This is a genomic window from Pseudonocardia sp. (assembly GCF_050246655.1).
In the GTDB taxonomy this organism is placed as follows: Bacteria; Actinomycetota; Actinomycetes; order Mycobacteriales; family Pseudonocardiaceae; genus Pseudonocardia.
In genome coordinates this window covers 15,413-28,574 of the sequence record NZ_JBFWVQ010000079.1, presented here as the reverse complement: position 1 = coordinate 28,574, position 13,162 = coordinate 15,413, and the positions used below count along the sequence as shown (strand labels likewise).

8 protein-coding genes are annotated in these 13,162 nt (G+C 76.3%); 6 read left to right on the top strand and 2 right to left on the bottom strand.

Annotated elements, in window-relative coordinates; all coding sequences use genetic code 11:
• Positions 1 to 362, bottom strand: a 362-nt coding sequence (locus tag AB7J25_RS21685) for a PH domain-containing protein (RefSeq protein WP_428511490.1), incomplete at its 3' end; no start/stop codon positions are given.
• A gap of 280 nt (positions 363 to 642) precedes the next feature.
• Between AB7J25_RS21685 and AB7J25_RS21680 the strand changes: the two genes are divergently transcribed.
• From AB7J25_RS21680 to AB7J25_RS21655, 6 genes are read left to right on the top strand one after another with little or no spacing between them, the layout of a single operon-like run.
• Positions 643 to 2,160 carry a glycosyltransferase family 2 protein gene (locus AB7J25_RS21680; protein WP_428511488.1) on the top strand — a complete coding sequence of 506 codons (1,518 nt, stop codon included), beginning with the start codon at positions 643 to 645 and terminating at the stop codon, positions 2,158 to 2,160.
• Positions 2,161 to 2,164: 4 nt separating this feature from the next.
• Positions 2,165 to 3,259 carry a glycoside hydrolase family 113 gene (locus tag AB7J25_RS21675; RefSeq protein WP_428511486.1) on the top strand — a complete coding sequence of 365 codons (1,095 nt, stop codon included), beginning with the start codon at positions 2,165 to 2,167 and terminating at the stop codon, positions 3,257 to 3,259.
• 5 nt (positions 3,260 to 3,264) lie between these two features.
• Positions 3,265 to 5,205: an acyltransferase family protein gene (locus AB7J25_RS21670; protein ID WP_428511484.1), complete on the top strand. Its 1,941-nt coding sequence runs from the start codon at positions 3,265 to 3,267 to the stop codon at positions 5,203 to 5,205.
• A complete protein-coding gene (locus AB7J25_RS21665) occupies positions 5,199 to 7,130 on the top strand; it encodes a beta-propeller fold lactonase family protein (protein WP_428511482.1) in 1,932 nt (643 codons plus the stop codon). Before AB7J25_RS21670 ends, AB7J25_RS21665 begins: the two co-directional genes overlap by 7 nt.
• Before the next feature lie 29 nt (positions 7,131 to 7,159).
• A complete protein-coding gene (locus AB7J25_RS21660; protein WP_428511480.1) occupies positions 7,160 to 8,701 on the top strand; it encodes a glycosyltransferase family 39 protein in 1,542 nt (513 codons plus the stop codon).
• 10 nt (positions 8,702 to 8,711) lie between these two features.
• Positions 8,712 to 10,787: a PQQ-binding-like beta-propeller repeat protein gene (locus tag AB7J25_RS21655; RefSeq protein ID WP_428511479.1), complete on the top strand. Its 2,076-nt coding sequence runs from the start codon at positions 8,712 to 8,714 to the stop codon at positions 10,785 to 10,787.
• A gap of 4 nt (positions 10,788 to 10,791) precedes the next feature.
• Here AB7J25_RS21655 and AB7J25_RS21650 read toward each other — a convergent pair whose 3' ends face one another.
• Positions 10,792 to 13,071: a HelD family protein gene (locus AB7J25_RS21650; RefSeq protein ID WP_428511494.1), complete on the bottom strand. Its 2,280-nt coding sequence runs from the start codon at positions 13,069 to 13,071 to the stop codon at positions 10,792 to 10,794.
• Positions 13,072 to 13,162: the final 91 nt, after the last annotated feature.

Sequence of the window (13,162 nt, the reverse complement as noted above, 5' to 3'; positions counted from 1 at the left end):
GAGGCCAGCAGGGCCTGCACCTCGTAGACGTCGACGCCCTTGCGGAACTCCTGCTTGATCGGCTCGTGCGTGCCGGAGATCCAGATCTTCAGCTCAGCGTCCAGGTCGAACGTCCCCGCGGTCTCGACGCTGAAGTGCGTGACGGCCCGGTACGGGACGCTGTGGTAGGAGACCTTCCGCCCGGTCATCCCCTGCTTGTCGACGAAGATGAGCCTGCGGTCGGTGAAGACCATCGCGTCCCGGACCAGGACGTACGCCGCGTGCACCTGCTCGCCGTTCGCGAGCAGCCGCCCGTACTCCTGCGCCGCGGCCGCCGGGTCGACCCGTGACGCGTTGCCCATCAAGCCGTCGAGGATGCCCACTGTCGTCCTCCTGTCGCGTGTCATCCCAGCATGCCACCGCGGGTCGCGGCCGCCACCCTTGCCGGGCGGTAAGGAAACGCTTGCCCCCGGGCCAGGGTTTCCTGGTCCGCGCGGCGAGTCTGCCCGGTCGCCTGACGAACCAGGATGGTCCCTGCGGGACCGCCGGGGTCCCGCCGGAGCCGAGGATGACGCCGACAACAACGACGAGGACGACGATGCTGCCCCCCACCTGCGCGTACCGCGACCGCCTGCGGCGGGGCGCGCGCCAGGGAGCGCCGTCATGACCCTCACCGCCCCGTTCGTCCGCCCCGCGGAGCGGACCGACCGCATCGACCTCGGCGGCCGGACCGTCCGGATCCCCGCCGGTCCGGGCGCCTCCCCCGGGTGGATGCCGCGGGTCCGCCGCCCCCGCAGCCCGGTGGCCCCGAGCCTCGCCTGCCTGCCGATCGTGTTCGCCGTCGCCCTGGCGGCGTCGCTGTGGTCCTGGACGATGATGCACCGCGGCGTGCAGCCGCTGGGGTGGGTGACCACCGTCCTGTGGTCGTTGCCGGTCACGGCCTCGCTGCTGGGGATCTACGGCGCGGTGCGCACGGTCCGGCGGCTGCGGGCGGCGCGCCAGCTCGGCCCGGTGCACACGGTGCGCGGCGAGCGCCTCGTCGTGGTGATCCCGACGATCGGCCGCTGGGACACGCTGCCCGCGCTGGAGCGCGTCGTGCGCTCGTGCCGCCGGCTCGGTGACTTCTTCCCCGACCACACGACGGAGATCGTCGTCGAGGAGGACTGCGAGGCGGGTGCGGCGATCGTGGCGCTGGCGCGGTCCGAGCCGCGGGTCCGGGTGCTGGTCGTGCCCCGCCGCTACCGCACCGCACGCGGGACGCGCTTCAAGGCCCGCGCCAACCACTACGCGAACGCCTGCCGCATCGCCCGCGGCGAGGCGCGCGACGACGTGTGGGCCCTGCACCTCGACGACGACACAGCCGTCGGCCCCGACACCGCCGAGGAGCTCGCCCGGTTCGTGCTCGCCCAGCGCGGCCGTGGCGCGGAGGCGCTGCACCTCACCCAGGGCGTGCTCACCTACCCGCGCGAGCACGGTGCGAGCCGGATGCTGTGGTTCGCCGACGCGGTGCGCCCCGCCAGCGACATCAGCGTCTTCGCGGCGACCACGGGCCGCGGCACGCCGCGCGCCGGCCTGCACGGCGAGCTGCTGCTCGTGCGCGCCTCGATCGAGGCCGGGATCGGCTGGGACTTCGGGCCGCGCGCGATGGTGGAGGACGCGCAGTTCGCACTGGAGTTCACCCGCCGCCATCCCGGCCGCAGCGAGTGGTTCGCGGGCCGCTCGTTCGGCGCCGCGCCCGCGACCGTGCTCGACTTCGTCAAGCAGCGCGAGCGCTGGGCCTGGGGCCTGCTGGAGCTGTCGGCCAACCGCGAGCTCCCGCTGCGCAGCCGCCTCCTGCTGATCCATAACATGATCGTGTGGGCCAGCGGCCCGCTCCAGCACGTCGGCGTGGTGCTGGTGGCCGGCCTGCTGCTGGAGAACGTCGACACGCTGCCCGCCGCCGCCGCGCTGCTGCCGCTGTGGGCGGTGAACATCGCCTACCAGGTGTGGTGCTACTGGGAGGGTCTGAAGATCAACGTCCGGGCCTCGGCGGACGCGCAGATGCACTGGTGGGAGCCGATCGCCGTGATCGGCGGGATGCCGCTGTACTCGCTGTTCGAGGCCACCGGCGTGCTGCGCGGTGCCATCAAGTTCATGCGCCGCACCGAGACCGCGTTCACCGTCATCGCGAAGCCGAGGTGACGTCGTGCGCTGGCTGGTCGGCATCGTGGTGGTGCTCCTCGTCGCGGCGGTGACGTGGCCGCGCCCGGACACCCCCGACGGTACCGCCGGCTCGGGTGCGGCCGACGGGCCGCGCCCCGCCGTGGCGTGGCAGCCGGGGCAGCCGCAGCTGGGCGTGCAGCTCTACTGGGTCGACGTGCCGAGCGACACCACCGAGGTGCTGCGTCGCAAGGCCGACCGGATCCTGGACCACGTCGTCGGTCTCGGCGCGAACTCGCTCAGCATCTCGTTCCCGTTCTTCACCGAGACGATCACGGCGAACCGCGTGGTCGTCGACGAGCGGACGCCCTCGCCCGAGCGGCTCGCCGCCGTGGTGGACGAGGCGCGGCGCAGCGGGCTGCGGGTCTCGATCCGGCCGCTGCTCGATGAGCGCAACCTCGTCGAGGCCGACAGCCGCAACTGGCGCGGGCGGCTCGACCCGGCCGACCGCGACGCCTGGTTCGCCTCCTACCGCGACTTCCTCGCCCCGTACCTGCAGATGGCCCAGGGGCACGGGGTGCAGACCGTCGTGATCGGCGCCGAGCTCAACGTGCTGCAGACCGACCGTCGCTGGGCAGACCTCGTCGAGGACGCCCGCCGGACCTACTCCGGCGAGCTGGGATACGCGGCGAACTGGGACTCGTTCGGGCAGGCGGCGCGCTCGGTGCCGGTCGACACCGTCGGCATCGACGCCTACCCGCGTCTGGGAATACCCGCGAACGCGACGACGGCACAGATGCAGCTGGCGTGGCGGCGCTGGCTCCAGCAGACCGTCCCGAGCGCCCCGGGCGACGTGCCGCTCTACGAGCTCGGCGCGGCCGCCGAGGCGGGCACCGTCACGGATCCTGCCGTGCCGCACACGGCGGGCGCGCCGCTGGACGAGGGCGTGCAGGCGCGCTGGCTGGGCGCGGCGTGCCGGGCCGCGCAGGCCCACGGCCTCGGCGGGGTCTACCTGTGGAAGATGGAGCTCGACGCCGACCCTGCGCTGGCCGACCCGGTCGGCGACCTGCACGACTCCTGGGTGGGCCGCACGGCCGAGACGGCGCTGCGGCAGTGCTTCGCGGACTGGTCGGCACGGTGACGACGGTGATCACACGGACCACAGGGACCACGGGGACCGTCCCGGCCCGCGAGCCGTCCAAGCCCGCCGTCGCGATCGGCGGGCTCGCGGTGCTGCTCGTGGTCGTGCAGGACACCGGGGCGATCCCGGTGCAGCTGCTCGGGCCCGACGTGCTCCTCGCCGCCGCCGGCTTCCTCACCACGACCACCCTGCTGGCCACGGCGGGCCCCGACGGGCGGCTCGGCCTGACCGGCTGGTATCGCCGCCAGTTCCGCTGGCACGCCCCGTTGCTCGTCGCGACGGCGGTGCTGGTCGTGGCGGTCGCGGCCCTGGTGGACACCCCGCGGCGGGCGGCCGCGGCGGGCGCGACCGCGCTCGCCTGGGCGAGCGGGACGGGCAACTGGTGGGCCCTGGCGCAGGCCTCCCCGGAGTGGGCGCCGCTCCTGCGGCGGATCCCGGGAGCGGCGGACTGGTTCGTCGAGCAGCAGGCGCGGCTGGACCCGCTCGGGACGGCGTGGCTCATCGGCCTGCTCGTCCAGCTCGTGGTCGTGTGGCCGCTCGTGCTGGCGCCGTTGCGGCGCGCGAGCGGTGCGCACCGATCGCCGTCGCGGCTACTGCCGGTGCTGCTCGTGCTGTTCGCGCTGACGGTCGTGGTCGGGCCGCTGCGCGTGCTGTCCGGCGCGGGCGCGACGGAGCTGGCCCTCGGTACGCACGTCCGGCTCGCCGAGTGGGTGGCGGGTGCGGCCGCAGCGGCGTGGGTCGCCGGACGCGTGTCGCAGGCTCCGGCCCGGCGCACCGCGAGCGTCCTCACCATCGTCGGTCCGGCGCTGCTCGTCGCCGGCGCGGTCGCCGCCACGCTGCGGCCCGAGGACTGGATCCTGCTCGGCGGGCCGGTGTACGCCGCGGTGGCGACGGCGCTGCTGCTCGTCGCGGTGCACGCCGATCCCGGCCGTGGACTCGCGCCCCTGCTGGGCCGCGGGCTTCCGCTCGAACTGGGCCGGGCCGCGTACCCGCTGCTCCTGCTGCACCTGCCGTTGTTCTGGCTCGTGCAGCTCCTGGTGCCGGGTGCGCGCCCGTTCGCGCTCCTCGTCGTCGGCGGGGCGCTGGCCTGGCTGGCCGGGCTCGTGGCCCAGGACGGCGTCGTCCGCCGCGTGGCCGAACGCCGCGCGGTCCTCGCCGTCGCCGTGGTGCTGCTCGCCGGTGCGCTCGTGGCCGTTGCGGTGACCGTGCAGCGGGGCGCCCGGACCCCGGTGGGGACGGGGCCGGTGGTGCTCGTCGTCGGCGGCTCCCGCGCGAGCGACCTCGCGGTGACGCTCGCCGCGGCCGGGGGCTTCACCGTGCTCGACGGCGCCCGGCCCGGCTGCGGCGTCCTGCCCCCGGCCGCGACCCGGCTCCCCGCCCCGACGGGGACGCGCGGGCAGCTCGCCCACGCCCCGGCCCCCGTGTGCCCGCCGGCGGCCGTCGCGGCGGCGGACGCGGTCGTCGTGGACCTGGCCGCGGACGCCCGGCCGCGCGTGGACTCGCCCGACGCCTGCGACCCGGCGTTCCGTGACCCGTACCGGTCGCTGCTCACGGCCGCCACCGCGGCCTGGACCGCGGACGGCCCGGCCCGGCCCGTCCTCGTCGTCGACGGGCCGCCGGGGACGCGGGGGCGCTGCCTGGACGGCCTGCTCGCCGAGGCGGTGGCCGACCGCAGCGCGCTCGTCCCGGTGCTGCTGCGGCCGCTCCTGTGCCCGCCGGACACCGCCGTGTGCGACGGCTCCGTGACCCGGCTCGACGAGCGGCAGCGCGGCGCGCTGGGGCGGGCGGTCGCGGACGCGGTGGCGGCGGAGCTGACGCCCGCGCGCGTCGCCGCCCGCGCCGCGGAGCAGCGGGCGGCGTGCGCCGGGCGGGCGAACTCCGGCATCGACGTGAGCGGCACCGGTGACGGCGCAGGCGGCCGTGGGGAGGCGGACCCGGAATGCTGATCTTCGATGACACGACTGCCCGGCCGGCCGGGGTGACCCGACCGGGCCGGACCTTCGGGCACTACCGGCTGCAGGCCCTGCTCGGCCGCGGGCGGACGGGCGAGGTGTACCGCGCGTTCGACACCCGCCGGGAGCGGCCGGTGGCCCTCAAGCTGCTGTTCGAGCACCTCGCCGCGGACGCCGGGTACCGGGAGCGGTTCGAACGCGAGGTCGAGCGGGCGGCCACGCTGCTGGAGCCGCACATCATCCCCGTCCACGACTTCGGCGAGATCGACGGACGGCTCTACGTCGACATGCGGCTGGTCGACGGGGTCGACCTGGCGGCGCTGCTGCGCCTCGGCCCGCTCGCCCCGGCCCGCGCGGTGGACGTCGTCTCGCAGCTCGCCGACGCGCTCGACGCCGCGCACGCCGCAGGGCTCGTCCACGGCGCCGTCTCCCCGTCGGACGTGCTGCTGGCCGGGCCCGCGGACCGGGCCGCCCACCGCGGGTTCGCCTACCTCGTCGACCTCGGGGTGACGAGCGCGCTCGGCGGGCCCGCCACCGGCTGCCCCGCCCCTGAGGTCCGCCGGGGCGCCCACCCGGACCGGCGATCCGACGTCCACGCGCTGGCCTGCCTGATGCACACCTGCCTCGCCGGGCCCGGCGGGACGGCCGCCCAGGTTCCGCCGCCGTTGCGTGGGGTCATCGCCCGAGGCCTCGCCGAGGATCCGGCGCAGCGGCCCGCCTCGGCGGGCCGGCTCGCGGCCGCGGCCCGGGCCGTCCTCGCCGACGTCCACGAGGAGGCGACCACCGCGGTCATCCCGCTGCGTCCCCTGTCGGCCGTGGCGCAGCTGCCCGGGGAGGCCACGACCTCGCTCAGCGGGGCGGGGGCGCCCACCGCGGCCGCCCCCGCCGGCCCACCCGGCCCGCCCGGCGCGCCTGCCCCCGCGCCGCCGTCGCGGCGCCGCCGCGGGCGCTGGATGGCAGCGCTGCTGGCCGCCGCCGCGGCCGTCGCCACCGCGGCCGCGGTCCTCACACCGCTGCTGGACCCGCCGCTCGCCGAGACCGCGCGGACGCGTGTCGGGCTGACCCCCGCCGACGTCGTCGTCTCACCCGACGGGCGCCGCGCCTACGTGGCGAACCTCGGCGACGACACCGTCTCCGTCCTCGACGCGACGACCCTCGCGCCCGTCGGCACCCCGATCGCGGTCGGGGACGCGCCGAACTCGCTCGCGCTCAGCGCCGACGGCCGCAGGCTCTACGTCTCCGACACCCGGGCCGACACGGTCACCATCGTCGACACCGCGGCCGCCCGGGCAGTGGCCACGGTGGCCGTGGGCGCGTTCCCTGACGGGATCGCCCTGTCCCCCGACGGGCGCCGCCTCTACGTCGGCAACGCCGAGGACGACACCGTCTCGGTGATCGACACCGCCACCGAGGCCGTGGTCGGCCGCCCGATCCCGGTGGGGCGCAGGCCCTACGGCCTCGCCCTCGCCCCGGACGGCGCCACGCTCTACGTGTCCGCGTTCGACTCCGACGAGCTGACCGCCGTGGACACCGCGCGCAACGCCGCGGCGTGGACCGTCGCCGTCGGCGACGGCCCGCTCAACCTCGCCGTCGCCCGGGACGGATCGCGGGTCTACGTCGCGAACACCCTCGACGGCTCGGTGAGCGTCGTCGATCCGGCGAGCCGGACGGCCGTCGGGGCGCCGGTCCCGGTCGGGCCGAAGCCGATCGGGATCACGCTCGGTCCCACGCCCGGGACGGTCTACGTCGCCGAGCGCGACGCCGACGCCGTCGTCGTGGTCGACACGGCCGCCCGCGCGGTGGGTGACCCGGTCGAACCCGGCAAGGGCCCGGTCGCGATGTGGGCCGCCGGCGGGCAGCTGTACGTGGTCAGCGAGATCTCCGGCGAGCTGACGGTGCTCGCGACCGGGGGAACCTGATGACCGTCACCCTGCCGAATCTGCCGATCATGACGATCACACCGCCGCCGTCAGGGCCGCGCCACGCGGCCCCGCCCAGCCGGCGCCGCACCCTGCTCGCCGTCGGGGCGGTGACGCTGCTGGCCGCCGTGCTGCGCTGCTGGGGGCTGGCGGACAAGAGCCTCTGGATCGACGAGGCGTTCAGCCTGTGGCTCTCGACCCAGGATCCCGACGCGATCCGGGAGCACGTCCTCGTCCTGGACAAGCACCCCCCGCTCTACTACCTGCTGTTGCACCTGTGGCTCGCCGTCGCGGGCGACGGCGAGGTCGCGCTGCGCAGCCTGTCGGTGGTCTTCGGCGTGGCGACGGTGCCGCTGGCCTACCTGATCGGGCGTGACGCGGGCGGGCGGCGCGTCGGGCTGCTCGCCGCCGCGCTGCTCGCGGTCTCGCCGCTGCACGTCTGGTACGGCCAGCTCGGCCGCATGTACGCGATGCTGACGTTCTTCGCCGCGCTCGCGACGTGGTGCCTGGTGCGGCTGCTGACCCGCGGCCGGACGCTCGGTCCCGCGGACGCCGCCGCGTGCTGGGTGGGGTTCGGCGCCGCCACGACGCTGACGATGCTCTCGCACAACACGGCCGTGCTGTTCCCGGTCGCGGTCGCCGCGTTCCTCGCCGTGCGCGCGGTGCGCGAGCGCGGTCGGCGTGACCCCGACCCGGACGCGTGGCCGACGCGGGCGTACGCGCTCGCGCTCGGCGGCGGGCTGCTGCTGTGGTCGGTGTGGCTGCCCGGCTTCCTGCACCAGGCCGCCGCCGTCGACGACGAGTTCTGGCTGCCCGCGCCGACGGTCGCGAAGGTGCTGGAGCACGTCCGCGACCTGGTGAGCGCCCGTGCCCCGGGCGAGCTGGTCGTCCCGCTCGTGCTGGCGGCGGTCGCGCTGGGCGGGCTCGGCGCGCGCCGGCTGCGCGGGCGCTCGGGGGTGGCGTTGCTGCTGGCGCTGCTGGTCGTCCTGCCTGCGCTCGGCGAGCTGGTCGCGAGCGTGCGCCGGCCGGTCTTCTACACGCAGACGCTCGTGTGGACCGCCGTCCCGCTGCTGGTACTGGTCGCGGCCGGTCTGCTCGCGCTGCGCCGCCGCCGGGTCACCGCAGCGGCGCTCGCGGTGGGCGCGCTGCTCGCCGTCAACGCGGTGTCGCTCGCGAACTACTACGACGACCCGGGCGTGGAGGACTGGCGCGGCGCGGCACGCTACCTCGCCGAGCAGGCGGAACCCGGTGATCTCGTGATCTTCGACGCCGCGTGGGGCCGGATCCCGTTCGACCACCACTACGCCGCCGAGGGTGGCCCGCTGCTGGACGTCCACGGCGTGCCGACGGAGCTGTTCGAGCGCGGCGAGCTGGAGTCGAAGGTGACGCCGGCCGACGTCCCACGCCTGGACACGCTCGTCGCGGGCAGGCCGCGGGTGTGGGTGGTCTACAGCCACGACTGGTACACCGACCCGGACCGGATCGTCGAGACACGCCTCGCCGAGACGCTGACCCCCGCCGGTGGCACCGAGCTGAGGTCGATCCGGATCGAGCGCTACACCGGGCGGTAGCCTCGTGCCGGTGGAGGGGGAGGTCTTCGGGCACTACCGCCTGGACGCGCTGATCGGGCGCGGCGGCATGGGCGAGGTGTTCCGGGCCGTCGACCTGCGGCGCAACCGGGTCGTCGCCCTCAAGCGGCTGCCGGGCCAGCTCGCCTCCGACGACGCCTACCGGCAGCGGTTCCAGCGCGAGGCGGCGCTGGTCGCCCGGCTCAACGAGCCGCACATCATCCCGATCCACGACTACGGCGAGATCGACGGCCGGCTCTTCCTCGACATGCGCCTCGTCGAGGGCGGCGACCTCGCCACCGAGCTCGCCGACGGCCCGCTGCCGGTCGCGCGGGCCGTGCACATCGTGTCGCAGATCGCGGACGCGCTCGACGCCGCGCACGCCGCGGGCCTGGTGCACCGCGACGTGAAGCCGCCCAACGTGCTGATCGTCCCCGCCCCGGGCGGCGACGGCCGCGAGGTCGTCTATCTCACCGATTTCGGCATCGCCCGCCAGCTGGACGGTCCGACGCTGTCGCAGGCCGGCGCCGTGATGGGCACCCTCGGCTACATGGCGCCGGAGCGGTTCACCGGCGACGACTGGGACGCCCGCGTGGACGTCTACTCGCTGGCGTGCGTGCTGTTCGAGTGCCTGGTCGGACGCAAGCCGTTCCGGGCCAGCAGCGTCTACGCGGCGATGCACGCCCATCTCAACGAGCCGCCGCCGCGGCCCACCGCGGAGCGTTCCGGCCTGTCCGAGGGGCTCGACGCCGTCGTCGCCCGCGGCATGGCGAAGGACCCTGCGGACCGCTACCCGACCGCCGGGGCGCTGGCCGCGGCGGCCCGCGCGCAGCTCGCCGAGCCGTTCACCGTGCCGGCGCCGCAGCCCGCGCGCCCGCGTGCCCGCACACCGCGGCTCGTCCCGCTCCCGGCAGGCGGTGCGCCGCCGGCGGGAACGGGTGGCTCCGGGCCGCTGCCGGCACCCGCACCGCCGCCGGACTCCGGCCCGGCGGCCGTCGCGCCTGCGCGCCTGCCCCGCAGGCGGCTGCTCACGATCGCGGGCGCTGTGGTCGCGGCTGGCGTCGTCGGGGCGGGCACCTGGGCGGGCCTGCGGGCCGCGGGGGTGATCCCCGCGGCCGGGCCGTGGCGGTTGCGGACCGGCGGGGAGGTCTACTCGTCCCCCGCCGTCGCCGACGGTGCCCTCTACGTGGGCAGCAACGACCGCTACCTCTACGCGGTGGACGCCGCCACCGGCCGCGAGCGCTGGCGCTACCTGGCCGCGGGTGCGATCACGTCCTCCCCCGCCGTCGCGGGCGGCGTCGTGTTCGTCGGCGGCAACGACCAGCGGCTGCACGCGGTGGACGCCGCCTCCGGCGCCACGGTCTGGCGCTTCGACACCGGCGGCGTGGTGCACTCCTCCCCCGCGGTCGCGGGCGGGCTGGTCTACGTCGGCTGCCGCGCGGACCAGCTGTGGGCGGTCGACGCGGCGACCGGTGTCGGCCGCTGGACCTTCGAGGGCGGCGACTGGTTCAACTCCTCCCCGGCGGTCGCGGGCGAGCGGGTGTTCGTCGGCTGCCGGGACGGGCGGGTGTACTGCGTGGACGCCCGGTCGGGGACGCGGCGCTGGCAGCACGTCACGTCCACCTCGGTCGACTCGTCGCCCACGGTGGTCGACGGGACGGTCTACATCGGCTCGGACGCCCGTGACGTCCTCGCCCTGGAGGCCACCGGCGGGACGCAGCGCTGGTCCTTCCGCGCGGGCGGCGGGGTGGCGTCCAGTCCCGCGGTGGCCGACGGCACCGTCTACGTCGGCAGCGACGACGGCAACCTGTACGCCCTCGACGCCGACACGGGCCGCGAGCGCTGGCGCCACCGCACCGGTGGCGGGATCCGGTCCTCGCCCGCCGTCGCGGGCGGGCTGGTGTACGTCGGCAGCGCCGACGGCAGCCTCTACGCCGTCGACACCGGGGGCGTGCTGCGCTGGCAGTTCCGCACCGGCGGGCCGATCGCCGACTCGTCGCCCGCCGTGGTGGACGGCCTCGTCGTCGTCGGCAGCACGGACGGCACCGTCTATGCCGTGGACGCGGCGACCGGGCAGGGCCCCGCGTGAGACCTCACGGCTCCAGGCGCCGCAGGACCGGCGGGAGGTCCGCCGCGTGCACCACCGCCAGGCGCTGCGTGGAGCGGGTGAGCGCGACGTAGAGATCGCTCGTGCCCCGCGGGGACTCCGCGAGGATCTCCGCAGGCTCGACGAGCACCACGGCGTCGAACTCCAGGCCCTTCGCCTTGGCCACCGGCAGGACGACGACGGGCGACTCGAGATCGGCCTCGGGGTCCGCGGGGCCGTCCGGGCCCGCGGGGCCCGGCTCGGGGGTGGCGTCGCCCAGGAGCCGCGACCGCAGCGCGTCCAACCGCCCGGCCGGCGCGAGGACGGCCGTGCGGCCCTCGCCCACCGCCGCCACCTCCTCGGCCAGCACCTTCGCGACGGTGTCGGCGAGCTCGTTCGCCCGGTCGCCCTGGGCCCGCACGGCCCGCGGCGGCACCCCCGTCGAGCGGACGGAGCGCGGCGGGGCGAGCGTCGGGTCGATCGTGGCGAGCAGGTCGTCGGCGACGTCCGCGATCTCCGACGGCGTGCGGTAGTTGACGGTGAGCTGTTCCAGCCGCCACCGGTTGGCCACGTACGGGCCGAGCACGTCGGCCCACGAGGAGGTGCCCGCGAGGTCGCCCGTCTGCGCGATGTCGCCCACGACCGTCATCGAGCGGCTCGGGCAGCGGCGCATGATCACCCGCCACGCCATCGCCGACAGTTCCTGCGCCTCGTCGACGATCACGTGCCCGTAGGTCCATTCCCGGTCCGCGGACGCCCGGTCCGCGGTGGAGTCGTAGCGGCGCACCTGCATGCGTTCGGCGAGCCGGTCCGCGTCGACGATGTCCGTGGCGCGCAGCAGCTCGGGATCGAGGTCCTCCTCCAGGTCGAGGACGTCCAGCACACCCTGCGCGTACTCGATCTCGGCCCGTAGCGCCTCGGCCTCGCGGGCGGCCCGCTCGCGCCCGTCGTCGCCCAGCAGCTCGGCCGCCTCGTCGAGCAGCGGGACGTCCGCGGGCGTCCAGCGCAGGCCCTCCGGGACGTCGGCCGCGGGCAGGGGCCGGTACAGCAGCGCCCGCTCGTGGGGCGGGAGCCGGCGCGCCACCGACGAGAGCCGCCGCGGGTCGGCGTACAGCTCGCCGAGCAGCTGCTGGGCCGAGAGCGTGGGCCAGAGCGCGTCCAGCTCGCGGGTGAGCGCGCGGCTCTCGCGCAGCTCCTGTCGGATGTCCTGCACGTCGCCCGCGTCGAGCAGGCCGCGCCCGCCCAGCGAGCGCGCCACCTGGTCGGCGAGCAGCCGGACCGCCTCGGCGTGGAAGACCCGCTTGGCCTCGTTGTGGGGCTTGCGGGAGCGCCGGGCGCGGGTCCGCGCGGCGTGCGCGATGTCGCGGTCCAGCCGCACCCTCTGCTGCTCGACGGTCAGCTCGATCGGGCGCCGCGGCACCTGCTGGCGGTCCCGGACGGCCGCGGCGATCACGGCGGCCATCTCGGAGCGGCCCTTCACGGCGGCGGCCTCGACCGGTTCGACGCGCCGGGCGTCCAGGTTCGGGAAGAGCTGGCCCACGGTCGAGAGCACCACGCTGGTCTCCCCCAGCGACGGCAGCACCTGGCCGATGTAGCGCAGGAACGTCGGGTTCGGCCCGACGACCAGCACGCCGCGCCGCGCCAGCCGGTCCCGGTGCGTGTAGAGCAGGTACGCGGCCCGGTGCAGCGCGACGGCCGTCTTGCCCGTGCCCGGCCCGCCCTGCACCACGAGGACACCGGACGGCTTGGCGCGGATGATCGCGTCCTGCTCGGCCTGGATCGTCGCGACGATGTCGCCCATCCGGCCGGTGCGGGCGGCACCCGCCGCGGCCAGGAGCGCGGCCTCGCTGGTCAGGCCGGAACTCGACGCTGTCGCGGCCTGCGCGTCGGAGAGATCGAGGACCTCGTCGTCGATCGCGACGACCTCGCGGCGGCGCGTGCGCAGGTGCCTGCGCCGCCGCATCCCCTCGGGCGACGCCGCGGTCGCCGTGTAGAAGGGGCGGGCGGCCGGGGCCCGCCAGTCCATGAGCAGCGGCTCGTACTCGTGCTCCTCGTCCAGCAGGCCCAGCCGGCCGATGTAGCGGCGCTCGCCGTCCTCGGCGTCGAGGCGACCGAACGCGAGCCCGTGCTCGGCGGCGCGCAGCGCCGCGAGCCGGTCGGTGTACATCGCGGCGGCGGCGTCGCGCTCGGTGAGCGCCTGCGGGGTGCCGACCGTCTCGTCGTGCAGGACGGCGGTGAGCCGCCGCGCGGTGTCGGCGCGGCGGCCGTCCAGGCGCTCGTAGAGCATCGCGACGTAGGCCTGCTCGTGCTCGAGCCCGTCCGCCGCGGGCGTGTCCGGTGCCGTGTTCGGTGCAGCGTCCGGTGCAGCGTCCGGGGAC